Annotated in this window: 22 protein-coding genes; 16 read left to right on the plus strand and 6 right to left on the minus strand. The window is 74.4% G+C overall.

What is annotated here, in order from left to right:
• Positions 1 to 10: 10 nt before the first annotated feature.
• Entirely contained in the window at positions 11 to 763 is a 753-nt protein-coding gene (locus ACIGO8_RS11255) for an amino acid ABC transporter ATP-binding protein (RefSeq protein WP_399728516.1), read from the plus strand.
• Positions 764 to 822: 59 nt separating this feature from the next.
• Here ACIGO8_RS11255 and ACIGO8_RS11260 read toward each other — a convergent pair whose 3' ends face one another.
• The gene (locus ACIGO8_RS11260) at positions 823 to 2,376 is read right to left on the minus strand and encodes an FAD-dependent oxidoreductase (RefSeq protein WP_399727424.1); all 1,554 of its coding nucleotides are present in this window, start codon (positions 2,374 to 2,376) and stop codon (positions 823 to 825) included.
• Positions 2,377 to 2,660: 284 nt separating this feature from the next.
• Between ACIGO8_RS11260 and ACIGO8_RS11265 the strand changes: the two genes are divergently transcribed.
• The 5 genes from ACIGO8_RS11265 to ACIGO8_RS11285 all read left to right on the plus strand — a co-directional run bounded on the left by ACIGO8_RS11265 (position 2,661) and on the right by ACIGO8_RS11285 (position 5,509).
• The gene (locus ACIGO8_RS11265) at positions 2,661 to 2,882 is read left to right on the plus strand and encodes a hypothetical protein (RefSeq protein ID WP_399727426.1); all 222 of its coding nucleotides are present in this window, start codon (positions 2,661 to 2,663) and stop codon (positions 2,880 to 2,882) included.
• Between the two features lie 122 nt (positions 2,883 to 3,004).
• Positions 3,005 to 3,463: a DUF6098 family protein gene (locus tag ACIGO8_RS11270; RefSeq protein WP_399727428.1), complete on the plus strand. Its 459-nt coding sequence runs from the start codon at positions 3,005 to 3,007 to the stop codon at positions 3,461 to 3,463.
• Positions 3,464 to 3,544: 81 nt separating this feature from the next.
• Positions 3,545 to 4,090: a metallophosphoesterase family protein gene (locus tag ACIGO8_RS11275; protein ID WP_399727431.1), complete on the plus strand. Its 546-nt coding sequence runs from the start codon at positions 3,545 to 3,547 to the stop codon at positions 4,088 to 4,090.
• A gap of 167 nt (positions 4,091 to 4,257) precedes the next feature.
• Entirely contained in the window at positions 4,258 to 5,013 is a 756-nt protein-coding gene (locus ACIGO8_RS11280) for a DUF4232 domain-containing protein (protein ID WP_399727433.1), read from the plus strand.
• Between the two features lie 160 nt (positions 5,014 to 5,173).
• The gene (locus ACIGO8_RS11285) at positions 5,174 to 5,509 is read left to right on the plus strand and encodes a hypothetical protein (RefSeq protein WP_399727436.1); all 336 of its coding nucleotides are present in this window, start codon (positions 5,174 to 5,176) and stop codon (positions 5,507 to 5,509) included.
• A gap of 177 nt (positions 5,510 to 5,686) precedes the next feature.
• Here ACIGO8_RS11285 and ACIGO8_RS11290 read toward each other — a convergent pair whose 3' ends face one another.
• Both ACIGO8_RS11290 and ACIGO8_RS11295 read right to left on the minus strand, forming a co-directional pair.
• Positions 5,687 to 6,622 carry a helix-turn-helix domain-containing protein gene (locus ACIGO8_RS11290; RefSeq protein ID WP_399727438.1) on the minus strand — a complete coding sequence of 312 codons (936 nt, stop codon included), beginning with the start codon at positions 6,620 to 6,622 and terminating at the stop codon, positions 5,687 to 5,689.
• A 108-nt stretch (positions 6,623 to 6,730) separates the two neighbouring features.
• Positions 6,731 to 7,894: a hypothetical protein gene (locus tag ACIGO8_RS11295; protein ID WP_399727441.1), complete on the minus strand. Its 1,164-nt coding sequence runs from the start codon at positions 7,892 to 7,894 to the stop codon at positions 6,731 to 6,733.
• Between the two features lie 303 nt (positions 7,895 to 8,197).
• Here ACIGO8_RS11295 and ACIGO8_RS11300 point away from each other — a divergent pair, with 303 nt between their 5' ends.
• The 5 genes from ACIGO8_RS11300 (at position 8,198) to ACIGO8_RS11320 (ending at position 12,431) form a co-directional block, all read left to right on the plus strand.
• Positions 8,198 to 9,211 carry a hypothetical protein gene (locus ACIGO8_RS11300; protein ID WP_399727444.1) on the plus strand — a complete coding sequence of 338 codons (1,014 nt, stop codon included), beginning with the start codon at positions 8,198 to 8,200 and terminating at the stop codon, positions 9,209 to 9,211.
• Positions 9,212 to 9,374: 163 nt separating this feature from the next.
• Complete coding sequence (locus ACIGO8_RS11305; RefSeq protein ID WP_399727446.1) at positions 9,375 to 9,980, plus strand: dihydrofolate reductase family protein; 606 nt, start codon at positions 9,375 to 9,377, stop codon at positions 9,978 to 9,980.
• 169 nt (positions 9,981 to 10,149) lie between these two features.
• Positions 10,150 to 10,518, plus strand: a complete 369-nt coding sequence (locus ACIGO8_RS11310; protein WP_399727449.1) for a hypothetical protein — start codon at positions 10,150 to 10,152, stop codon at positions 10,516 to 10,518.
• Positions 10,519 to 10,548: 30 nt separating this feature from the next.
• Entirely contained in the window at positions 10,549 to 11,373 is an 825-nt protein-coding gene (locus ACIGO8_RS11315; RefSeq protein WP_399727452.1) for a helix-turn-helix domain-containing protein, read from the plus strand.
• A 134-nt stretch (positions 11,374 to 11,507) separates the two neighbouring features.
• Positions 11,508 to 12,431, plus strand: coding sequence for an MBL fold metallo-hydrolase (locus ACIGO8_RS11320; RefSeq protein ID WP_399727455.1), 924 nt, complete (start codon positions 11,508 to 11,510; stop codon positions 12,429 to 12,431).
• On the opposite strand, the gene ACIGO8_RS11325 is transcribed toward ACIGO8_RS11320, so the two are convergent.
• Genes ACIGO8_RS11325 through ACIGO8_RS11335 form a run of 3 tightly spaced genes read right to left on the minus strand, consistent with a single transcriptional unit; the run spans position 12,418 to position 16,174 of the window.
• A complete protein-coding gene (locus ACIGO8_RS11325; RefSeq protein WP_399727458.1) occupies positions 12,418 to 14,568 on the minus strand; it encodes a xanthine dehydrogenase family protein molybdopterin-binding subunit in 2,151 nt (716 codons plus the stop codon). The genes ACIGO8_RS11320 and ACIGO8_RS11325 overlap by 14 nt on opposite strands.
• Positions 14,565 to 15,599, minus strand: a complete 1,035-nt coding sequence (locus ACIGO8_RS11330) for an FAD binding domain-containing protein (protein WP_399727460.1) — start codon at positions 15,597 to 15,599, stop codon at positions 14,565 to 14,567. The genes ACIGO8_RS11325 and ACIGO8_RS11330 overlap by 4 nt, the downstream gene beginning before the upstream one ends.
• Positions 15,596 to 16,174: a 2Fe-2S iron-sulfur cluster-binding protein gene (locus ACIGO8_RS11335; protein ID WP_399727463.1), complete on the minus strand. Its 579-nt coding sequence runs from the start codon at positions 16,172 to 16,174 to the stop codon at positions 15,596 to 15,598. The genes ACIGO8_RS11330 and ACIGO8_RS11335 overlap by 4 nt, the downstream gene beginning before the upstream one ends.
• Before the next feature lie 355 nt (positions 16,175 to 16,529).
• Here ACIGO8_RS11335 and ACIGO8_RS11340 point away from each other — a divergent pair, with 355 nt between their 5' ends.
• The 5 genes from ACIGO8_RS11340 to ACIGO8_RS11360 all read left to right on the plus strand — a co-directional run bounded on the left by ACIGO8_RS11340 (position 16,530) and on the right by ACIGO8_RS11360 (position 22,166).
• Positions 16,530 to 17,786, plus strand: a complete 1,257-nt coding sequence (locus ACIGO8_RS11340; RefSeq protein WP_399727466.1) for a helix-turn-helix domain-containing protein — start codon at positions 16,530 to 16,532, stop codon at positions 17,784 to 17,786.
• Between the two features lie 186 nt (positions 17,787 to 17,972).
• The gene (locus ACIGO8_RS11345) at positions 17,973 to 18,425 is read left to right on the plus strand and encodes a cobalamin B12-binding domain-containing protein (protein WP_399727469.1); all 453 of its coding nucleotides are present in this window, start codon (positions 17,973 to 17,975) and stop codon (positions 18,423 to 18,425) included.
• A 167-nt stretch (positions 18,426 to 18,592) separates the two neighbouring features.
• Positions 18,593 to 19,897: a methylaspartate mutase gene (locus ACIGO8_RS11350; RefSeq protein ID WP_399728518.1), complete on the plus strand. Its 1,305-nt coding sequence runs from the start codon at positions 18,593 to 18,595 to the stop codon at positions 19,895 to 19,897.
• Entirely contained in the window at positions 19,894 to 20,895 is a 1,002-nt protein-coding gene (locus ACIGO8_RS11355; RefSeq protein WP_399727472.1) for an asparagine synthetase A, read from the plus strand. Before ACIGO8_RS11350 ends, ACIGO8_RS11355 begins: the two co-directional genes overlap by 4 nt.
• A complete protein-coding gene (locus tag ACIGO8_RS11360; RefSeq protein WP_399727475.1) occupies positions 20,892 to 22,166 on the plus strand; it encodes a glutamate synthase-related protein in 1,275 nt (424 codons plus the stop codon). The genes ACIGO8_RS11355 and ACIGO8_RS11360 overlap by 4 nt, the downstream gene beginning before the upstream one ends.
• The last annotated feature ends 198 nt before the right edge of the window (positions 22,167 to 22,364 follow it).

Genomic DNA, 22,364 nt, shown 5'->3' on the forward strand with positions numbered 1-22,364 from the left:
CGGCGAGCCGATGGTCAAGGCCGAAGGCGTCCACAAGTCCTACGGCGCCGCGCACATCCTGCGGGGCATCGACCTGGAGGTGCAGAACGGCGAGGTGTTCTGCCTGGTCGGTCCGTCCGGCTCCGGCAAGTCGACCTTCCTGCGCTGCATCAACCACCTGGAGCGGATCGACGGCGGCCGGCTGTCCGTCGACGGCCGGCTGGTGGGCTACCGCCAGAAGGGCGACAAGCTCTACGAGCTGAAGGACAGCGAGGTCGCCACCCAGCGCCGCGACATCGGCATGGTCTTCCAGCGCTTCAACCTCTTCCCGCACATGACGGCCCTGGCCAACGTGATGGAGGCGCCGATCCAGGTCAAGGGCGAGTCGAAGGCCGTGGCGCGCGAGCGCGCCGAGCGCCTGCTCGACCGGGTCGGCCTGCGCGACAAGACCGGGAACTATCCCTCGCAGCTGTCCGGCGGTCAGCAGCAGCGTGTCGCCATCGCCCGCGCGCTGGCGATGGAGCCGAAGCTGATGCTCTTCGACGAGCCGACCTCGGCGCTCGACCCGGAGCTGGTGGGCGACGTCCTCGACGTCATGCGCGACCTGGCCGAGTCGGGCATGACGATGATCGTCGTCACCCACGAGATGGGCTTCGCCCGTGAGGTCGGCGACTCGCTGGTCTTCATGGACGGCGGCGTCGTCGTCGAATCCGGCCACCCGCGCGAGGTCCTGACGAACCCGCGGCACGACCGGACCAAGGCGTTCCTCTCCAAGGTCCTCTAGGCGCACGGCCGCCTGCCCGCACGGCCGCTTGCCCGCACGGCCGCCACCCCCGCACGCCGTCAGCCGGTGCCGCTCTCGCTCTCCTCGGCGCCCGGCAGCGGCCGCGGTTCGAGCGGCCGGAGCGCCGGGCCCTGGAGGACGCTGCCGTCGGTCGCGAACCGCGAGCCGTGGCAGGGGCACTCCCAGGCGCGTTCGGCGTCGTTGAAGTGGACCAGGCAGCCCAGGTGGGTGCAGCGCGCGGACACCGCCTGGGCCGCACCGCTCTCGTCGCGGTAGACCGCGCAGCGCCGCCCGGCGACCCGTACGACCGCCCCCGTACCGGGCGCGATCTCGTCGATGCTGTCGACGTGCGACGGCCGCAGCCGGTCGCCCACGAAGTGCTTGAGGACCGTGCCCTGGACCTTGAGCAGGGCGGGCGCCTCCCGGGCGTGGAGGCGCCGCGGGTCGTACAGGCCGGCCCAGGCGGGCGGCTCGTCGCCGGTGACGAGCGCGGTGAGCAGCCGCCCCGACATCACACCGTTGCTCATGCCCCAGCCGCCGAAGCCCGTGGCCACGTACACGTGCCGGGCGCCGGGGTGGAACGGTCCCACGAACGGCACCTTGTCCGTGGTGGTGTTGTCCTGCGCCGCCCAGCGGTGCGTGATCCGTACGTCCGGGAATCGCTCCCGGGTCCACGCGGCCAGCCGCTCGTACCGCCCGCTCACCTCACCGGCACCCGGGGTGAACTGCTCGCCGGTGACGATCAGCAGCCGTTCGCCCTCACCGTACGGGGCGGTGCGCACCGACCGCGTGCCCTGCTCCTGCGTCAGGTACATGCCGTGCGGGTCCTGGTCGGCCGGAAGGACGCCCGCGACCACGAGCTCCCGGCGCGGCTCGAGCCGGGAGAACAGCCCGGCGCGGTCGAAGACGGGGTAGTGGGTCGCGACCACGACGTCCCGGGCCACGATCTCGGCCCCGCCCTCGGTCGTGAGGCGGCAGGGCTCGCCCTCGTCGAGCGACACGACCCGCGTCCGCTCGTGCACGACCCCGCCCTTCGCGACGAGATCGGCGACGAGAGCCAGGAGATACGTCCGCGGATGGAACTGCGCCTGGTCCTCCACCCGGACCGCGGCCGCGACGCCGTACGGCAGACCGGTGTCCGAGACGACCGAGGCCGCGAGCCCGGCCTCCCGTGCCGCCTCCGCCTCGGCCCTCAGCTCGTCGGCCGCCTCCGCCGCTTCCACGTACGCATAGGCGGGGACCCGCTCCAGGTCGCAGTCGACGCCCAGCTCCGCCGCCACCTCGACGACGTGCTCGACGGCGTCCTGCTGCGAGCGCGCGTACTGCCGCGCGCCCTCCACCCCGGACGCCTTGCGCAGCCGGGCGTAGGCGAGGCCGTGCTGGGCGGACAGCTTGGCGGTGGTGTAGCCGGTGACTCCCGCGGCCACCCGGTCGGCCTCGAGCAGAGCCACCCGCCGGCCCGCGCGTGCCAGCTCCCAGGCGGTGCTGACACCGGCGACACCCGCGCCGATCACGGCGACGTCGACGTCCAGGGCGCCGGCGAGCGGAGGATGCTCGGGGCCCTTCGCGGTCTCCATCCAGTACGACTCGTACGTGCCGGGCAGACGGGTCATGGCTACGGTTCTCCCAGGTCGGTGGGTACGCCCGCGCCGTTGAGCACGCACGGCGGAAGCGCTTGGCCTCATCCTGATCCGGCGCCTGCCCCGTGACGCGGAACTCAGCCCTGGCGGGCGGCAGGACTCACACGAGGGAGGCAAAGCGTCGCAGAAGGTCGTGAGGCGCATCGAGTCCCGGCGCGGAGGCAGGGACGGGGGTGAAACGCGGGACGCGGGGTAGCGGGGTGCGTACGTGCGGACGTGGGAGTCGACGTCCGCGAAGAACGCCGAGGAGACGCACGATGTCCCGACACCAGCACACGCCCGGCACGAGCGAGAAGCATCCCGAGACGGTCCTCGGGGAGGTTCTGGACGAGGTCGAGGACGCCGAGACGGGCGCCCGGCACGACAAGGGCAAGGACGCGGACGGCGGCGAGCCGGCGACCGACGCCCTCAGCCCGAGCGTGAGCGCGCAGGAGGACGCCCGGCGTCGGGCGGGTGGCGAGAAGGAGCCGCGTGACTGAGCGGCCGCGCCGGACGACCCGGGGGCGGGCAGGCATCGCGACGGGCCACGGCCGCCCCACCCGGTCCTCACGCGGCTCCCGCGTCCGCGTGAGGACCGGCAGGACGGGGTAGTCGGCCCGACATGCGCGACAAGCACGCCCCGGCCACGATGACGGCCACCATCCGGTCCCTGGACGAGCTGACCGAGCTGATCGCCACCCGGCGCCGTCTGTATCTCCGCTGGTCCCTGGGCCCGGAGAAGGACCTCGCGGCGTCCACCAGCCGCGACGGACTGACCGGCGTGGAGCTGCCCGGCCTCTCCGCGAATCCGCTGGACGTCGAGCACTGGTGGGGGCAGCGTCCCCTGCGTACCTGGGCGGCGCGCCGCCTGTACGACTACTCGCATCTGCCGCACGTCCGGGACGGCCGGGTACGGCCCTGGCTGCTGTCCGGCAGGGAGACGGGCGACCGGGGCCCCGACAACGAGCCGCTTCTGCGGGACGTGGAGCCGCTCGGGTGGGTCGACGAACAGGTCATCGCGGAGGCCGAGGAAGAGGTGGCCCGGCAGCAGGGCTCCTGGGGCCCGCTCGCTCGCCACTGACCGGCCGCCGGCGCCGCCGACGGCCCGTGCCTCCTCTTCGCCGGGCCTCCCGCCGTTCCGTTCCGCTCCTATCGTGGTGCCATGCGGTTGCTGCTCACCTCGGACACCCATCTCCCCGCCCGCGCCAAGCATCTCCCGGAGGAGCTCCTCCTGGCCGTCGACCAGGCGGATGTCGTCATCCACGCCGGCGACTGGACCGACGAGGCCGCCCTGGATCTGCTGGAGGCCCGCGCCCGCCGCCTCATCGGGGTGTACGGGAACAACGACGGTCCCGCTCTGAGGCACCGGCTTCCGGAGGTCGCACGGGCGGAACTGGCCGGCCTGCGGTTCGGCGTGGTCCACGAGACGGGGGCGGCAGCGGGGCGGGAGCAGCGCTGCGCCCGTCGTTTCCCCGACCTCGACGTCCTCGTCTTCGGGCACAGCCACATCCCGTGGGACTCCACGGCGCCCGGTGGCCTGCGCCTGCTCAACCCCGGCTCACCCACCGACCGCCGCCGCCAGCCCCACTGCACGTACATGACGGTGAAGGTCTCGGACGGCGTACTGGAAGACGTCGTCCTGCACCGGCTGCCGCCGCGAGCGACATCCGGCCACGACAGCAGGCCGCGGCCGGGCACCGGGGCGTGACCGCCGGCCCGCGCCCGGCCGCGAGGTCACGCCGAGGCCGCCGGTTCGTCCGAGGGCTGTAACAAGCCACGGAAGACCGTGTTCCGGCCCTTCCGCGCGGTGAAGATGGCCGTGACGTACGCAGGCGGCCGGCTCCGGTCCGGTCACGGGGGGAAGAGGAAGTAAGCATGATCGCGAAGACGGTCGAAGTCGGGTCCCTGCGCCGCCGGGGCCTGCGCGGCACCGCACTGGGCGCGGCCGTGGTCGCCGCGGTGCTGACGATCACCGCCTGCCAGCCGTCCGGAGGTGAGGACCACGCCACTCCGGCCCCGGCCACCTCCTCGGGCGCTCCTTCCGGATCCGCCTCGACCGGCGGCAGCGCGTCCAAGACCACCGCGCCCACGGGCGACTCGGGGACCGGCGGCAGCAGCCCGACGGCCGCCGGAAAGGGCGACGGCGGTGAGACCGGCGGCGGCAACGGTACGCCGTACGCGGACTGCAAGGCCACCGGCCTGCGCACCGCCGTCGAGCTCCAGGACGGCCGGGGGGAGACTCCGCGCCACTTCCTGCTGACCGTCACCAACACCACGAAGAAGCCGTGCGCCCTCAACGACGCTCCACTCGTACGGCTCACGGACGACAACAGCGACCCGATCGTCGAGGCGCTCGGCGAACCGGACACGGAGCCCGTCGTCGTCCAGCCGGGCGGCAAGGCGTACGCGGGCCTGTACGTCTTCGGCAACGACGAGGGCGGCGAGGCGACGTACGACCGGTCCGACGGCTTCACCGCCACCCTCGTCGCCGGCGAGGGCACCGAACTGAGCGGCACGCTCGCCTTCGAGCTGCCCCGCGGTCTCGACACCGTCTCCGTCGACGACGCCGCACGGGTGAACGGCTGGGCCGGCACCGAAGGCCTGGCCATGCGCCCGATCAACCAGCTCTGAGCGGCGGCGGTCGGAGTACGAGGCGCAGGACGCGACGGCGCTCGGAGCCAAGCAGGTGGCGCCAGGTGGGAAGGACGTGACGCGCGAGGCGGGGCAGGATCGTCGTGGAGTTGCTCCAACGCTTCACCTGACCGCTCAACTCTGTGATGCAGGGGGACACATGAAGAGGATCTCCTCGGGCCTGGCCGCGGCGGCGCTGCTGTCGTCCGTTCTGATGGCGGCACCGGCCGTGGCGAGCGCGCCGAGCGCTCAGGCGGCGCCGGCCGCGGCGGGCGGGCGCTCGGCCGCCGCCTGCCAGACCTGGCACGACAACGCCGGCCCCGGCGGGGCGGGCCGCTACCACGCCAAGTGCGCCGGCTCGGGCAAGTACGTCAAGGCCACCGTGCGCTGTGCCAACGGCAGCACCGCCTCCAGCTCGTGGCGCTGGGAGTACGCCAAGGCGGAGTGCCCGTACGGCGTGGACTACCGCTCCGGGTCGTACAGCACCCGCAGCTGACGGTACGGAGGACGGCCCCGGGTCGCGTGCGGGTGCGCCGGCCCGGGCGCCGACCTCGTACCGACGGGTGGTACGCGTCCCCCCCGCCCGCGGCTCCACGGGCCGGGGGGACGCCGTGCCGGCCGTCGGCCCGCCGGCCGTCTCACGTATGTCCCCGGCGCCGGGCGGGCGTGCGCGTCAGCGGCGCGGCCGCCGCACGTCGGCCCGGTAAGCGGTGGGAGTGAGACCGGTGGCGCTCCGGAAGGCGCGGGTGAAATCCGAGGCCCTGGCGAAGCCCCAGCGTGCACCGATCGCGGCGACGGGCGTGCTGCGCAACGCCGGGTCTGCGAGGTCCCTCCGGCATCGGCCGATCCGCTCGCGACGGACGATCTGCGCGACCGTCTGCCCGTACCCCTCGAAGACGCGGTGCAGCGTCCGGACGGACACGCAGTGCGCCTGGGCTATGGCGGCCGGGGTCAGCTCGGGGCGATGGAGGTTCCGGCCGATGAAGGCCAGGACCTCCTGGCGTAACAGGAGTGCGGGTGACTCGCGGGGCAGGAGCGCCGCCTGCTCGGCGTGGTGCGCCACCACCGCGGCCGCGAGATCCACCACCGTGGGGCCGAGGCGCACACGATCGGCGTCGGTGAGCTCCGTCGCCGGGTCCGCCAGCGTGCTCAGCGTCTGGACGAGAACCCGCGCGACTCCGCTCGTCGCCGTGATGAGGGTCCCGCACAGCGGGGCCACCACCTTGTCGGAAAGCGGCATCAACCGCCGCGGGAACCGCAGCACCAGCGACGCGGCCGCACCGCCGCCGCCTTCCCCGGCTCCGGCCGTCTCGAAGGCGCGGGCGCCGTCGTGGACGACGATCTGCCCCGCGGCCGGGACCGTACGGTTCCCCGGCTGACGGACGGGCTGCTGCCCGCCCGTGATCACACCCACCTGGTACACCTCCTCCGGCTCCGACCGCCGGGTGCGGCGGGCGGAACGCGAGCACGGCCCGTACGACACCGCGGACAGCTGCGCCACGCCAAGGTCCAGTGCGCATACCCGCGCGTCGAAGCGGTGGCCCTGCGCGGTGGTCTCCGCCCGGGCGCCCGTCCGTCGCGCCTCCGGCAGATGTGTCGTGCTCGGCACCGTCCTCATGGTGATCCCCCTGCTGGTACGCGCGTGGTTCACGGTCGCACAGCAGTCTGCGACGCTCCGATGATCGGAAGAAGCATGGTCTGAGCCAATCCCGCCCCGCTACCGGTTCTGGCCGCGGAACAGGCCCAGCGTCTTCGTGAAGGCCTTCAGCGGCGAGGTCTCCGGTTCGGCGGCCGGCGCGGCCGGCAGTGCCGCCGCCCGGTCCGTGCCGTCGCCGCCGGTGGCCTCGGCGAGCGCGGCGAGGGCCGACTCGGCCGCCTCCCGGTACAGGTCGCAGGACGCCGTCATGGCCTCGAGCGCCTTGGCGTACCGGGTGACCATCGCCCGTGCGTGGACGAGCTCCTCCTCCGGGGTGAGCAGGTGCCAGCCCTGGCGCAGACGGGTGAGGGCCTGTTCGGCGTCGACGGGCAGAGGCCGCGGCAGCGAGGCGTACTCACCGATCTTCAGGAGGAGTTCGGTCGGCTCGGTGCCGTCGAGGAAGACGTCCCGTACGGTGAAGCGCTCGGCGTCGTAGCCCTCCACGGGCGGCGTCGGGGGCAGGACGACGGCCCCACCACGCGGGAGCCCCACACCCAGCTCGCGCTTCATCGCGAAGTCGGCGATCAGCGCCTGATCCGGGGTGGCGCGGTGCTCGATCACCCGGTGGCGGAGGCTCGGCGGCAGGAACGCGGTGACCGGCCGCCGGCCCCGCGCGTCCGGCGTCATGGCCTCGTGCACGACGACATGGACGAACCAGCTGCGCCGGGCGCAGTCGCGCAGCACGTGCCGCAGGTCACCGTCGTCCTTCGGCAGGTAGTTGGCCGTCCGCAGCCGCACGCCCGCCACGGTGTCGTGATCCCAGGCCACCTGGTCGCTGTCGGGCCAGAACACGGTGGCGGGGGAGGGCCAGCTCGGCTCCCACCCGCGCTCCGCCTCGGCGGCGAGCACCCAGCCGACCTCACCCGCGCCGCTCGCACGGCGGGACTCGGGCTCGTACGTCGTGAGCTGGGCGCGCACGGTGACGCCGTCGGCCACCCGCCAGCGGGCCTCGAAGAGCCGGCGGGCCGACGGGCCGGGATCGGCGGAGGCGTCGCGGGGGAACATGTCGGTGGAGCGGGCCGCCTCGACGGGATCGAGGTCGAGGAAATCGTCGATCACCCCGGCCGCCTTGAGGGCGATCAGATTACGCCGCACGTCCCGCTCGGGCTCCGGCCCGAGGTGACGCCCACGCCCGAGCCAGGCGGTGTCGGGGGCGAGGGTCGATGAAGAGCTGCTCTTGGCCATGGAACCGTCCAGTGGGTGATCAGGGCCCGACCAGTATGATCCCCGGCCCCCCAACGGCGGAGCCGGCGGGCCGTACCCGAAAGCGCGGCGCGGGCGAGATCACCTACGACCTGTACGTGGCGTGGACGGGGAACCCCTGACCTGAGCCCCGCCCTCCCAGGGGTCAGGACGTCCTCGAACACGCCAGGACACGGGGGGACTTCGGCGGCGCGCCGGAGTCCCCCCACGGCGCGCTTCTCCCGCCCGTACGCGGTTACCATCGCGACTCGAAGCGGGTGTGGCCGGCGGTGCATCGGGGGGCGTATGTCGAAGGTCGAGACCGTTCCGATCGGGCGTCTGGAGCACCTCCACCTGTCGGTCAGCCGGCATCCGGGGACGACCCTGTTCTCCCTTCTCGCCGGCGTCTTCGGCGACCGCCCGCAGGGCATGCCCGAGGCATGGCGCCGGGTCGTCCACCAGTCGGTACGGGCCGAGGACGCGGCCGCGCTGCGGTCCGTGTTCGCCTGCGGCACCCCGTGGCTTCCCGACAGCCTCGCCCTGACCCGCGGCGTTCGCGACGCCGGGCCCGGGCCCGGCCCCGGCGCGCACACCAGCGGGGTCGCGGACGAGCTGGACGCGCTGGACGCCGAGCTGCTGCAGCGGGAGATCGCCCGCCGGTTCGGCGAGACCGCCCCGGAGCACTGGCGCCGGATCGCCGACCGGCCCCGCCGCTTCCTCGACGCCTACCGGCGGCTGGCGAACTCGGTCTGGTCCGCCTTCAGCCCGTTGTGGCGACAGGCGGACGGGCTGCTCCTGCGCGAGGCGGAACGCGTCGGGGTCGCCTCCGTGTCGGGCGGCCTGGACCCGCTCCTCAACACCCTCGGCGCTGCGGTCCGTTACGCCGACGGCCTGCTGGAGCTTCCGCACGCCTGCCCCTCGCACCTCACGGACCGAGGCCGGCGCCGTCTGGTCCTGGCCCCGCTCGCCTCGGGGTTCTCGGCCTGCGCCTACAGCGCCGAGGACCCGGACCTCATCTGGATCGGCTACCCGCTGCCCGGCCTCGGGCGCCTTGCCGAGGGCGGGGACGCGGAGCCCCGTACGGCGTCCGGCCGGCTGGAGGTGGTCCTCGGCCCGGTCCGCGCCGCGATCCTCCGCGACGCCCGCCGCCGGCCGTCCGTGTCGGAGACCGCCCAGCATGCCCACATCACGGTGAGCACCGCCACGTACCACTGCGGCCAGCTCGCCCGCGCGGGCCTCCTCCGCCGCACACGCCACGGCCGCGAGGTCCGCCTCCACCTCACCGAGACGGGAGCGGCCCTGCTCGACCTCCTCTCCTGACGTCCCGACGGTCAGGGAGACTCCGGGCGCGCGGGCGCCCGGGTGCCGCCGGTGCCTGAACGGGTGACTTTCCGGCGTTCTTGCGCCCTTTCCACGGTGGATCGATGAGTTCGCGGCTGCCGGCCGGTCCAAGCTCATGACACCCCCGGGAAAGGACACTGCCATGTCGGAACTCCTCGTCGACTTCATCACCTCCCTCGACGGCTACGCGTCCGGAGAGGGATGGCCCGGGTTCTGGGGCCTCGAGGGCCCGGAGTACCTCGCGTGGCTCGGCGAGCAGCCCGAGGTCACCTACCTGATGGGAGCGAACACCTACCGCCTGATGTCGGGCTTCGCCGCGGGCGAGGTCCCGAGTGGCCAGGACGACTTCAGGCCCGAGGAAGAGGCGTCCGTCGACCAGCTGACGCGCGCCTCCAAGGTGGTGTTCTCCTCCTCGCTCGCCGAGCCGCTGACGTGGGCCAACTGCACGCTCGTCCGCGGCGACGCCGTCGAGGCGGTCCGGGCGATGAAGTCGGGCGACGCGGGGCTCCTCAGCACGATCGGCAGCCTCAGCCTGTGCCGGTCCCTGCTGCGAGCCGGACTCGTCGACCGTTTCCGGGTCGTGATGTTCCCGGTGATCACCGGGGCCACGGGCGAGGAACGCATCTACGACGGCTACCCGGACGTCGCCCTGGAGATGACCGACCACCGCACCTTCGACGGCCGCATCCAGCTGGTCGAGTACAAGCCCCACGTGCTCGAGCACCCGCCGCTCGACGTGCCCGCTTGACGCCGCCCCGTCGCCTCCCGCCGTGGCGGGGCCACCTTTCGAAGGGTTTCGCAAAGCTGTGGGGGACTGCGGCTGCCGTACCAGACTTGGGCAGGCGGGGCCGCGGCCGCTTACCCGGCGCGCTGCCGTCCCGCCCCGGAACCGTCACCCACCAAAGGGAGAAGATGACATGACCATGTCTCGTGTGCGAGCGGTGAGGACCGCGCTGGCGGCACTGGTGGCCGGTGCCTCGCTGGCGCTGACCGCGCCGACCGCCTCCGCCGGCCCGCTCGCGTCCCCGTGCTGGAACACGGGCCGCTGGTACTGCAACAACGTCTACGGCGCCCCTGTGTACCAGTCGCGCTACGGCGGCGACATCGTCGGGTACATGTACACCACGACCAGCTGGTTCGAGTGCAAGTCCGACTTCGGGAACTACATCGGCGGGCCGCACCCGAGGCGTTGGGTGTGGACGCAGGCCGACAACGGCAACTGGGGTTACATGCGCGACATCGACATCTACAGCGAGACCGACCCGCTTCCCAACTGCCCCGTGTAGCGCGGCGAGCGCGGCCCGTAAGCTGCGTTCATGCCTGTGTCGCGGCGCACCGTCCTGCGGACGGAGGGTCTGCTGCTGGCCGACGTGAGCTGCGGCGATCCTCCGCGCGGCTGGACGGAGACGCGGCCGGCGTCGGTGTTCGGGTTCGTTCTGGTCCGCCGGGGCCTGGTACGCGGTCGTGTCGACGGCCGGGAGGAGGTGCTGGACCCGGCGAGCGTGTACGTCGAACGGCCGGGCAGCGAGCAGCAGTTCAGTCACCCCTGCGGCGCCGACGTCTACACCGAGATCGTGCTGGCCGAACCGGTGCTCGCCGGCCTGCTGGGCGGCGACCCGTCGGTGCCCCAGGGGCTGGTCTTCACGACACCCGACGTCTCCCTCGCCCACCGTGTGCTGCTCGGCCGGGCCCAGGCGGGTGACGGCTTCGAACTCGCCGAGCGGGTCGTCACGCTGGCCGCTCGGTTGCTGGCCCGGCTGGCTCCCGACCGCGTCGAGGCGGGCCGCCCCGCCTCGGCCGCGGCCCGGCGGCGGACGGTCGACGACGCGCGCACCGTACTCAACGACGACCCGCTACGGGGCCTTGAGGAGGTGAGCGCCCTCGTGGGGTGTTCGCCGCACCACCTCAGCCGGGTCTTCGCGACCGCCACCGGCACGTCCCTGACCCGCTACCGGAACGGACTGCGGGTCAACCGGGCGCTGGAGCGCTTGGCCGAGGGCGAGCGGGACCTGGCGGGGCTCGCGCTCGAGCTGGGTTTCACCGACCAGGCGCACATGACCCATGTCGTACGGGACCTGGCGGGACTCCCGCCGGGGCGGCTGCGCGCCCTCCTGAGCTCCCTGACCCCGGCGCGGCGGTGAGGCGTCCGACGCACGGACCCGGACCGAGCAAGGATCTACAAGACCGTCCGGCCCCGCTCCCGGCACGCTCGGCACGGCGCCCCGGCACGAGGGCCGGGGCGCCTCGGATTCCGGGACGGAAAGGGTTGTCGCCGATGAGGAACACGACCAGGCCCGCACGGCGCGCGGTGCTGCGGGGAGCGGCGGCCGGCCTCGCGGCCGGTGTACTGGGGCCGGGCGGGCCGGCCGAGGCCGCCGTGGCCGGGCAGCACCGCGGCGGGGTGGTGGCCCGGCATGCCGGGAGGTACGAGGTGCTGGCGCTGCTCGACGCCCGAGGCACCTTCCCGGGCACGCGGCGGGACCACTTCAGCGGCGTCACCGAGGAGGCCTGGGAGCGCGCGGACCGGATCGACCCGCGGGCGGCCGGGCCGGGCGGGACCTGGCGGCTGAGCTTCTGGTGCTACGCCGTACGGCGTCCCGGCGGACGCGTCACGCTCGTGGACACCGGGGTGGGGCCGGCCGGCAGCCCCGCGTCAGGCTGGGCCCCGGTCCCCGGCCGGCTGCCCCGCGTCCTCGTCCAGGCCGGCATCGGCGTGGACGACGTCGACACGGTGGTGCTGACCCATCTGCACGAGGACCACTACGGCTGGGTGGTCGGAGCCGACGGCAGGCCGATGTTCCCCGACGCCCGGCACGTCGTCCAGCGCACGGAGCTCTCCTCGCTCGCCCCCACGGACAGCGCGCTGTCGTACGTGGTGAAACCGCTGTCCGCCGCAGGGCTGCTGGACGAGGTCGACGGGCCCGTCCGGCTGGCCGGCGGCGGGGTGCGCGCCCTGCCGACTCCGGGGCACACCGCCGGCCACCAGTCCGTGCTGGTCGACGGCGGCCGGCGGCGGATCTACATCACCGGCGACGTGCTGGTGCACGCGGTGCAGCTCGCCGACCCGCAGGTGGCCTATCGCTTCGAACGCGACAAGCCCACCGCCCAGGCCACCCGCACCGCTCTGCTGTCCCGTGCCCGCGACGAGCACGCCCTGCTGGCCACGGCTCACCTCAACGAGCCCTTCACTCCGGCCTGACCGGACGCCCAGGCGCGGACCGCGCCGCGCGGGGCGCCGTCTTCGGGGTCAGCAGCGGCAGGAGGCGGTCCGGGGTGAGCGGGAGGTCGCGCAGGCGCACACCCGTCGCGTGGTGGACGGCGTTGGCGATCGCCGCGGCCGTGCCGACGATCCCGATCTCGCCGATGCCCTTGCTGCCCATCGGGTTGAGGTGGTCGTCGTGCTCGTCCAGCCAGTGCGCCTCGATCGCGGGCACGTCGGCGCAGACGGGGACGTGGTAGGAGGCCAGGTCGTGCTCGGTGTAGTCGCCGAAGGCGCGGTCCATGGTGCTGTGCTCGGTCAGGGCCATGCCGAGGCCCATCGTCATGCCGCCGATGAACTGGGAGCGGGCGGTACGGGCGTTGAGGACGCGGCCCACCGCGTAGACACCGAGCAGCCGGCTCACCCGGACCTCGCCCGTGACGGTGTCGACGCGGACCTCGGCGAAGTGGGCGCCGAAGGCGTGGCGCGCGTACGGCGACGTCCGGCCCGCCTCCTCCTCGGTGTCCGCCTCGACGGTGACGCCCTCGGGCGGCGGCGAGCCGGGCCGGGCGGCCAGGGCGGCGCGCAGGGACGTGCACGCCTTGTGCACGGCCCAGCCCCACGAGGCCGTCCCGGAGGAGCCGCCCGCGACCGGCGCGTCGGGCAGCCGGCTGCTGCCGAGCTCGACGCGTACGGAGTCGAGCGGCGCGCCGAGGGCGTCGGCGGCGACCTGGGCCAGGACGGTGCGCGCCCCGGTGCCGATGTCGGTGGCGTCGACCCGTACCACGAAGCGGCCGTCCGGCGCGGCGTGCGCGGAGGCTTTGCACGGGCTCACGAGCACCGGATACGTGGCCGCGGCGACGCCCGTGCCCGTCAGCAGGTCTCCTTCGCGCCGGACGCCGGGCCGCGGGTCGCGCTCCGCCCAGCCGAAGCGCCGCGCGCCCTCCCGCAGGCAGTCGGCGAGGCCCCGGCTGCTGAAGGGCTTGCCGCTGTCGGGCTCCTCGCCGGGTTCGTTGCGCAGCCGCACCTCGACCGGGTCGAGGCCGGCGGCCGCGGCGAGTTCGTCCATGGCCGACTCGAGGGCGTACATGCCGGACGCCTCGCCGGGCGCGCGCATCCACGACGGCGTCGGCACGTCGAGGGCCACCACCCGGTGGACGGTACGGCTGTGCGGCGAGGTGTACATGGTGCGGGCCGGGACCGCGGCCTGCTCGACGAACTCCTTCACCGTGGACGTCTGCGTGACGACCTCGTGCGCGAGCGCGGCGATCACCCCGTCCTGCGAGGCGCCGATCCGCAGGCGCTGGACGGTGGGCGCGCGGTGGCCGACGACCGCCGCGAGTTCGCGGCGCGGCAGCGCGAGCCGGACCGGCCGGCCGGTGTGCCGGGCGGCCATCGCCGCGAGGACGGCCGGCGGCCGCGGGGTGCCCTTCGAGCCGAAGCCGCCGCCCACGTACGAGGAGTCGACCGTGACCTGCCGCTCGGGCAGCTGGAAGAGCCGCGCGAGGACGTCCCGCACCACCGTCGCGCCCTGACTGGAGTCGTACACGGTCAGACCGTCGTCGTCCCAGCGGGCCGTGGCGGCGTGCGGCTCCATCGGATGGTTGTGCAGCGCGGTCATGGTGTACGTGGCGTCGAGCCGTACCGCACAGGCGGCGAAGGCCGTGTCGAAGTCGCCGCGCTCCCGCACGGCGGGATGGCCGCCGTTGGCCTCCTCGGGCGTGTACAGCCGCGGATGGCCGGCGCTCAGCTCGACGTCGTGGTCCTCCGCGGCGTAGTCGATCCGCAGCGCGTCGGCGGCGGCGCGCGCGTGCTCGAGGGTGTCGGCGACCACGACGGCGACGTACCAGCCGCGGTGCGGCACCCGGTCGTCCTGGAGCAGCAGGAGCGTCGGGTCGTCGGCGTCGCCGAGCCGGGGCGCGTTCTCGTGGGTGAGCACGGCGTGCACGCCGGGCCGCCGCAGGACCTCGTCGGCGTGCACGGCGGTGACCCGGCCGCGGGCGACGGCGGCGGGCACGGGACAGGCGTGCAGACAGCCGGGCGGAAGCCGGTCGGCGGCGTAGCGGGCCTCGCCGGTCACCTTCTGCCGGGCGTCACGCCGGACGGCCGCCGTCGGCGGTTCGGGTCGGGCGGTCATGGCGCGGTGCCTCCTCCGGTACGGCCGCCGGGCGCGTCGGTGCCGTCTGCGCCGGCGGCCAGCTCGCGCAGGACGCTCACCGCGAGGTTGCGGGCGAGCGGCACCTTGAAACCGTTGTCGCGCAGCGGCTCGGCGGCGGCGAGTTCCGCGTCGGCCGCCCGCGCGTACGTCTCGGCCGTCGCCGGCGCCCCGCGCAGCACCTCCTCCGCCTCGCGGGCCCGCCACGGCTTGTGGGCGAGACCGCCGAAGGCGAGCGCCGCGTGCCCGACGCGGCCGTCCTCGACGGTCAGGACGACGGCGACGGAGGCGAGCGCGAAGGCGTACGAGGCACGGTCGCGGGCCTTGCGGTAGCCGCTGCGTGCTCCGGGTGGCGGCGCGGGCAGCGTCACGGCCGTGATCAGCTCGCCGGGTTCGAGGACGGTGTCCTGCTCGGGCCGGTCGCCCGGGAGCCGGTGGAACGCGGTGACGGGCACCGTCCGTTCGCCCGAGTGCCCGATCAGCCGGACCTCCGCGTCGAGGGCGGCGAGCGCGACCGCCATGTCGGACGGGTGGGTGGCGACGCAGTGCGCCGAGTGGCCGATCACCGCGAGGTCGCGGTGGACGCCCTCCCGGGCCGGACAGCCGGACCCGGGCGCGCGCTTGTTGCACGGCTTCGACGTGTCCTGGAAGTAGGGGCAGCGGGTGCGCTGGAGCAGATTGCCGCCGGTGGTGGCGGCGTTGCGCAGCTGGGCGGAGGCGCCGGACAGCAGGGCCTGCGACAGGACGGGATAGCGGGCGCGGACGACCGGATGCGCCGCCACGTCGCTGTTGCGCGCGGTCGCCCCGATGCGCAGACCGCCGTCGGGAGTCTCCTCCACGCCGTCCAGCGGCAGGCCGCCGATGTCGACCAGCAGCGACGGGCCCGCGACGCCCAGCTTCATCAGGTCCACGAGATTCGTCCCGCCGGCGAGGAACCGTGCACCGGGGTGGGCGGCGATCCGGTCGAGCGCCTCCTCGACCCGCTCCGGCCGTTCGTACGCGAAGGGCTTCACCGCGCCGCCTCCTCGATCGCGTCGACGATGTTCGGGTAGGCCCCGCAGCGGCAGATGTTCCCGCTCATGCGCTCGCGGATCTCGTCCGGGGTGAGGGCCACCGGGCCGTCCGCCGGCCGGCCGGGCGGTGTCACGAGCGACGGCTCGCCGCGGGCCGCCTCGTCGAGCAGGGCGACGGCCGAGCAGATCTGGCCCGGAGTGCAGTAGCCGCACTGCAGCGCGTCCCGGGCGACGAACGCCTCCTGCACCGGATGGAGACCGTCGCCGTCGGCGAGGCCCTCGACCGTGGTGACGGACACGCCCGCACAGGCGACGGCGAGCAGCAGACAGGCGTTCACCCGCCGGCCGTCGACGAGGACGGTGCACGCCCCGCACTGCCCGTGGTCGCAGCCCTTCTTCGAGCCGGTGAGCCCGAGGTGGTCGCGCAGCGCGTCCAGCAGCGTCGTGCGGTTGTCGACGGTGAGGGTGTGCTCCGTCCGGTTGACCCGCAGCACGACCGTGGACGTGGTCCGCGCGTCCGGCGCGTCGGCGTCGGCCGACGCCTCCGTCCCGTGCCGCGCCTCGGCCCTACCCACGGCGGGCCGCCCGGCAGCCGGCCCTCGGGAAGCCTCCGGTCGGTCGTCCGGCGTTCACGGGTTCCTCGCCTGTCGGCGCGCTGCGCTCCACGGCACGTCCTCCTCGGTCGCCTTGGTCGACCGTATGCGACGACCGCCGTCCCCGCCTCCCGCGGCACGGCGCACCCGGCGGGAGGGTTGGAGGGGGCGGCGTGGAGAGAGCGTGAACGTGCGGTGATCGGCTGTTGATCGGCCGTAGAGCCGGGCCGTGGACCATCGGCGCCAGGGGGAACACGGCGCGGCGGTCACCACCGGTCGACGCCGTCCGGGACCCCGGTCCCCGGTTGTTGGCCAACCCACGAAAGGTGGACGAGGCATGGACGGTGTTCGGTCGCCGCAGTCGACGGCGGGCTTCGGAGAGCTGCTCAGGGTCCTCCGTGAGCGCATCGGCCTGACCCAGCAGGTGCTCGCCGATCACGCGACCCTGAGCGTCCGGGCGATCCGGGACATGGAGAGCGGACGGGTCCAGCGTCCCCGGCAGGAGACGGTCCGGCTGCTCGCCGACGCGCTGCGGCTGGAGGGCCGCGCCCGGTCGGACTTCGAGGCGGCGGCGCGCCGCCAGGCGCTCGTCGAGGAGCCGCGCGACGAGCCCGTCGCGCCGCCGGTCGCCCGCGGGGCGATCGTCGGCCGCGAGCTGGAGGTCGAGGTGCTGACCGACGCCCTCGCCGTGCACGGCGACCGTCTGGTCACGGTGGCCGGTCTCGGCGGGGTCGGCAAGACCCGGCTGGTCCTGGAGGTCGCGCGACGACTGCACCTCGCCTCCCGGTGGTCGGTGCGCTGGATCGACTGCGGAAGACAGCCGGCCGCCGGCGTGGAGCGCCGCGCGGACCTCGCCCGGGCCATCGGCGAGCGGCCCACCCTGCTCGTCCTGGACGGCGCCGACGCCGGCGTGGACACGGCCCTGCTGGACGAGCTGTTCCAGCGCTGCCCCGGTCTGCGCGTCCTGATCACCGCCCGGGTCCCGCAGCCGCTGCCCGGAGGCCAGGTGATCCCGCTGGCCCCGCTGCCCACCCCGGGGCCGGAACTCGACCACGACCCGGTGGCACTGGCCGAGGTCGGCGCCGTCCGGCTGCTGCTGTCGCACCTGCGCCGGCTGCGGCCCGGCTATCGGCTCGAACCCGACGAGGCACCCGCCGTCGCCGCGCTCTGCCGTCAGCTCGACGGCCTGCCCGGCGCGTTGGAGCTGGCGGCCGGCTGGTCGACCGTGCTGTCCCCGCGGCAGCTCGTGGCACGGCTCGCGGACGGGCCGTTCCACCTGGCGCCGCCGCGGGCCGGGAACGGCGGCAGGGCGGACGTCGGCGCGGCGCTGGGCGCCGCGCTCGACCGGCTGACGCTCGGCCAGCGGGACCTGCTGGAGCGGCTGGCGGCGAGACCGGGGGACTGGTCGGGCGAGGACGCCGTCGAGCTCAGCGGCCGGCCGCCGCAGGAGTCCCTGGCCGCGGTCCACGAGCTGCTGGCCAGCGGGCTGATCCGCAGCGTTCCGGCCCGCGACGGCGTCCGCTTCACCGTGCTGAACCTCTGCCGGCGCTTCTGCGGGAGCGGCGCCTTCCCCGAGCTGGCGACGGCGAGCTGAGCCCCGTACGAACCCCGCACGACGGATCGTACGAAGGCTCCGAACTGGGCCGATACTGCCCGCATCCTGCCGGGCGAGCTGCCGGTCCGGCGCCCCGATCCTCTCTAGCGTTCTGTGCACGCCGGTCGACAGCCGTGCACCCACCACCTACCGACACAGAGGGTTTGCGCCGTGGAGCAGCATGCCGTGGAGCAGCACGCAAAGGCCGAGCCGGCCGGTCTGGACGTCGTCCTGACGACCATGTCCTCCGACTCGCACACCTGGAACCTGGTCTTCCTCCAGCTGCTGCTGGAGGAGCTCGGCCACCGGGTCACCAACCTGGGCGCGTGCGTGCCGGACGAGTTGCTGGTCGCCGAGTGCCGCCGGACCGACCCGGACCTGATCGTGCTCAGCAGCGTCAACGGGCACGGATACCACGACGGACTGCGGGTGATCACGGCGCTGCGCGCCTGCCCCGAACTGGCCGCCACGACGACCGTGATCGGCGGGAAGCTCGGCATCGCGGGCGCCGTCGCCCCGGACCGGCGACGGGCCCTGCTGGACGCCGGCTTCGACGGCGTCTTCGAGGACGGCGGCTCGGTGCTGGAGTTCCGCTCCTTCGTCGGCGCGCTGCCCGCCGGATCGGGAGCGCTGCTGTGACCGCGATCCCGAAGGGCGCGAGCGAGGCACCCGCCGCCGTACACCCGCATCCCGGCCTCGCCGCGAACGCCGCGCCTGCCGAGCCGACCGAGCCGGCCCCCGGAACTCCCGCCGTCCCCGCGCCGGGATTCGGCGCCTTCGTCGCCCGGGCCCGGGCGGCCGGCGTCCTGGTGGTGCAGCCCAGGATGGGCATGGCCGATCCGCGGCGGATGCGCGACGGACTGCTCGCCACCAAGGCGGCGGACGCCGTCACCGTCGGCACCCTCACCCTCGACAGCTACACCCGCACCGGCGACCTCGACGCCGCCCGGCGCGCGCTCGCCGAGGGAGCCGGACTGAACGGCTACCCGATCGCCACCCACGGCGCGGACACCACCCGCGCCGTGCTGCGAGGCGTCGCGGACGCGGGCTTCCCGGTGCAGGTGCGGCACGGTTCGGCGCGGCCGGAGCACATCGTCCGCGCGCTCCTGGCGGCCGGCCTGGACGCCACCGAGGGCGGCCCGGTCTCCTACTGCCTGCCCTACAGCCGTACGCCGCTGCGCGAGGCCGTCGCCAGCTGGCGGCGCAGCTGCGAACTGCTCGCCTCGGCGCGCGAGTCCGGAGCCGAGCCGCATCTGGAGACCTTCGGCGGCTGCCTGATGGGCCAGCTCTGCCCACCCGGCCTCCTCGTCGCCGTCAGCGTGCTCGAGGCGCTGTTCTTCCGGCAGCACGGGCTGCGCGGCATCTCGCTCAGCTACGCCCAGCAGGCCGATCCGCGCCAGGACGCGGAGGCGCTCACCGTGCTCGGGCGGCTGGCCGCCGAACTGCTCCCGGACGTCGACCACCACGTCGTCCTCTACGCCTACATGGGCGTGTTCCCGCGCTCGCCCGGCGGCGCCCGGCTGCTGCTGGAGGACGCGGCCCGGCTCGCGGTGCGGGCGGGCGCCGCCCGGCTGATCGTCAAGACCACCGCGGAGGCGCACCGCATACCGACCGTCGGCGAGAACGTCCGGGCGCTGGAGACGGCCGCCGCGGCCGCCGCCGACGAGCACGCCCGGCGGGCCTCGCCCGCCGCCGGTCCCGGCGCGCCCGTCGAGGACACCGGCATCGAGGCGGAGGCACGCGCGCTGATCGGCGCCGTGCTCGAACTGGACGCCGACATCGGCCGCGCCCTCGTGAGGGCCTTCGCCGCCGGCTATCTGGACGTCCCCTACTGCCTGCATCCCGACAACGCCGGCCGGTCCCGCAGCTCGCTCGCGCCCGACGGCCGGCTGCTCTGGTCGAACGTCGGGTCCATGCCGATCGCCGGCCTGGCGGAGCGGGGCCCACGACCGCCGATCCTCGGCTCGGCCGGGCTGATCTCCGCGCTCTCCCACGTCCGGCGGACCTACGACGACCGCGCCGCCGCCCGGCCGCCCGCCCCTCCCGTACCGCCCCTTCCGCCCCGCGCGACGTCCACGCCACGACGAGAGTTGGGACTCACCACACCATGACCACCGACGCGTTCCCGGCCCCCGCACCGCTCCCGGACCCCGGCCGCCACCTGACCGCCCCGTCCACCCGCAGTGCGCTCCGGATCCAGCACCAGCTCCTCTCCGCCGCCCGCGCGTTCCTGCGCGAGCACGGCTTCACGGAACTGCTGCCGCCGATCATCGGGCCCGTCACCGATCCCGGCTCGCGCGGCTCCAAGCAGGTCGACGTCGACTTCTACGGGCACCGCTACAAGCTGATGACGAGCGCCATCCTCTACAAGCAGGCCTCGCTGCTCGCCTTCGACAAGATCTTCTGCATCGCTCCCAACGTCCGTCTGGAGCCGCTGGAGACCGCCGGCACCAGCCGCCACCTGGCCGAGTTCCACCAGCTCGACGTGGAGGTGGCCGGCGCGACCCGGGACGACGCCGTCCAGCTGGTCGAGGAGCTCGTGACGCACATGGTCGGCAGCGCGGTCCGCGAACTGCCCAAGGACTTCGCCGAACTCGGCCGTGACGTGGGCGCCTTCACCGAACTCCTCAAGGGCTCCTTCGGCCGGATGCGGCACGCCGAGGCGGTCGCCGAACTCCAGGGTCTCGGCCACCCGCAGAGCCCGGACGCCGAACTCGACTGGGCGGGCGAGGCGTTGCTCTCGGCCCAGCGGGACCGGCCCTTCTTCGTCACCGACTACCCGAAGGGCTCGCGCGGCTTCTACGACCGCGAGAACCCCGAACAGCCCGGCCTGCTGAGGAACTTCGACCTCATCGCCGCCGAGGGCTTCGGCGAGCTGTGCAGCGGCAGCCAGCGCACCAACGACTACGCGGAGATCGTCACCCGGATGCGGGAGACCGGCGAGAACCCGCAGAAGTACCGCTGGTACCTCGACCTGGTCCGCGAGGGCGTGCCCGGCAGCGCGGGCTTCGGCATCGGCGTCGAGCGGCTGACCCGCTACGTCGCCGGGCTCGACGCGGTCTGGCAGGCCAGCGCCTTCCCGAAGCTGGCGGGGGTGGTGTCGCCGTGAGCGACCTCTCGGCACCCGGCTTCCCGGAGGAGGAGGTCCGGCAGCGCGCCCGGGCCGGCGCGGCGGCCGCCTTCCCGCCGCCCGGCGAGTACGGCCAGGTCCTGTTCGGCGCGGAGCAGCGCGGCGGGCGCCAGCCGGACGCCGGGCCCGACCCGCTCGACGCGCTGCGCATCACCCCGCCGGTCTTCATGCCGCAGCGGCTCGCCCGGCTCATCGATCTCGGCCGCGAGCCGGACTACCGGGACGTCGAACTCACCACCCCCGTCGGCGGATTCACCTCCGCGCTTCCGGTGTACGTCTCCGCGCTCGGCTCCACCCGGGCGGCCGGCGGCGATCTCGGCCTCGCGCTCAGCCGGCAGGCGGGCGCCCTCGGCCTGCCCATGGTGATCGGCGAGAACGTCGTCCCGGTCAACGGCTACGGCCGGCTCGGCGAGGCGGCGGACCGGGCGCTGCTCGGCCGCCTGCGGGCCTATGCCGAGGAGCTGCCGGACGGGCAGGGCGGCGTGGTCGTCCAGCAGTCCACCGAGGACGCCGACGCCGAGGTCTGGAACCTCGTCTACAGCGACCCGGCGGCGCTGCCGCTGCTCGCCACCGGGAGGCTCGCCTTCGAGCTGAAGCTCGGCCAGGGAGCCAAACCGGGTCTCGGCGGGATGACCGTCCTCGACGCCGAGTCGGCCGCCCGGCTCGGCGACCGGTACGGGCTCGACGACGTCTTCGGCGACGGCCGGCTGCTGCGCTCCAGCACTCCCGGCACCTTCACCGCGGAGATCCTGCGCCAGCAGATCCGGCTGATGCGCAACAACTTCCCGCGGGCCCGGGTCTGGGTGAAGCTGCATCCCGGCCGGGACGTCGCCGAGGCGGCCCGGGTGGCCGCCGAGGCCGGCGCGGACGCCGTCACGGTGGACGGCGCGGAGGGCGGCACCGGCTGGGCGCCGGGCGCCTTCCCGGCCCAGGTGGGCCTGCCGCTCGCGGAGTGCCTGCGCCGGCTGGCGGCCGCCGGGCCGCCGCCCTGCCTGCTGGTCTCCGGACGGATCTGGGAGGGCGGCCGGGCGGTGAAGAGCCTCGCGCTCGGCGCCCGCGCGGTCGGTCTGGGCCGGGCCGCCCTGCTCGCCACGGCGGAGGACCCGCAGGCCGGTCTCGAACGGTTCGTCCAGTGCCTCGCGCTCGAACTCCGCCTGTTGATCAGCGCGCTCGGGAAATACACGCCGGCCGCCCTGGACCAGGACGACGTATGGTCCTCGCAATTCCCCGGAAACGCCGGCACGGGATAACCGACACCAGAAAGCCGGTCACCACCGGACCGCCGCGACGTCTTTTTCCGCAGCCCATCGAAGCGCCCCCGCGCGCCTCGGTGGGCTGCACGTTCGTCCAGCCGATTTCCCTCGGGAAAGCGGCAGTTGTAACTGCCGATGGACTTCCGAGCTTTCTGCCGATCGGCCCGGAAACGGCGTCCTATCGTCGAGACGACC

Origin of the sequence: Streptomyces sp. NPDC053493, assembly GCF_044544825.1 — a bacterium.
Taxonomy (GTDB): domain Bacteria; phylum Actinomycetota; class Actinomycetes; order Streptomycetales; family Streptomycetaceae; genus Streptomyces.

Bases quoted from the DNA above. Each gene is read 5' to 3' on its own strand.
- ACIGO8_RS11255 (WP_399728516.1), top strand. From the start codon at position 11: ATGGTCAAGGCCGAAGGCGTCCACAAGTCCTACGGCGCCGCGCACATC.
- ACIGO8_RS11260 (WP_399727424.1), bottom strand. From the start codon at position 2,376: ATGACCCGTCTGCCCGGCACGTACGAGTCGTACTGGATGGAGACCGCG.
- ACIGO8_RS11265 (WP_399727426.1), top strand. From the start codon at position 2,661: ATGTCCCGACACCAGCACACGCCCGGCACGAGCGAGAAGCATCCCGAG.
- ACIGO8_RS11270 (WP_399727428.1), top strand. From the start codon at position 3,005: ATGCGCGACAAGCACGCCCCGGCCACGATGACGGCCACCATCCGGTCC.
- ACIGO8_RS11275 (WP_399727431.1), top strand. From the start codon at position 3,545: ATGCGGTTGCTGCTCACCTCGGACACCCATCTCCCCGCCCGCGCCAAG.
- ACIGO8_RS11280 (WP_399727433.1), top strand. From the start codon at position 4,258: ATGATCGCGAAGACGGTCGAAGTCGGGTCCCTGCGCCGCCGGGGCCTG.
- ACIGO8_RS11285 (WP_399727436.1), top strand. From the start codon at position 5,174: ATGAAGAGGATCTCCTCGGGCCTGGCCGCGGCGGCGCTGCTGTCGTCC.
- ACIGO8_RS11295 (WP_399727441.1), bottom strand. From the start codon at position 7,894: ATGGCCAAGAGCAGCTCTTCATCGACCCTCGCCCCCGACACCGCCTGG.
- ACIGO8_RS11300 (WP_399727444.1), top strand. From the start codon at position 8,198: ATGTCGAAGGTCGAGACCGTTCCGATCGGGCGTCTGGAGCACCTCCAC.
- ACIGO8_RS11305 (WP_399727446.1), top strand. From the start codon at position 9,375: ATGTCGGAACTCCTCGTCGACTTCATCACCTCCCTCGACGGCTACGCG.
- ACIGO8_RS11310 (WP_399727449.1), top strand. From the start codon at position 10,150: ATGACCATGTCTCGTGTGCGAGCGGTGAGGACCGCGCTGGCGGCACTG.
- ACIGO8_RS11315 (WP_399727452.1), top strand. From the start codon at position 10,549: ATGCCTGTGTCGCGGCGCACCGTCCTGCGGACGGAGGGTCTGCTGCTG.
- ACIGO8_RS11320 (WP_399727455.1), top strand. From the start codon at position 11,508: ATGAGGAACACGACCAGGCCCGCACGGCGCGCGGTGCTGCGGGGAGCG.
- ACIGO8_RS11325 (WP_399727458.1), bottom strand. From the start codon at position 14,568: ATGACCGCCCGACCCGAACCGCCGACGGCGGCCGTCCGGCGTGACGCC.
- ACIGO8_RS11340 (WP_399727466.1), top strand. From the start codon at position 16,530: ATGGACGGTGTTCGGTCGCCGCAGTCGACGGCGGGCTTCGGAGAGCTG.
- ACIGO8_RS11355 (WP_399727472.1), top strand. From the start codon at position 19,894: ATGACCACCGACGCGTTCCCGGCCCCCGCACCGCTCCCGGACCCCGGC.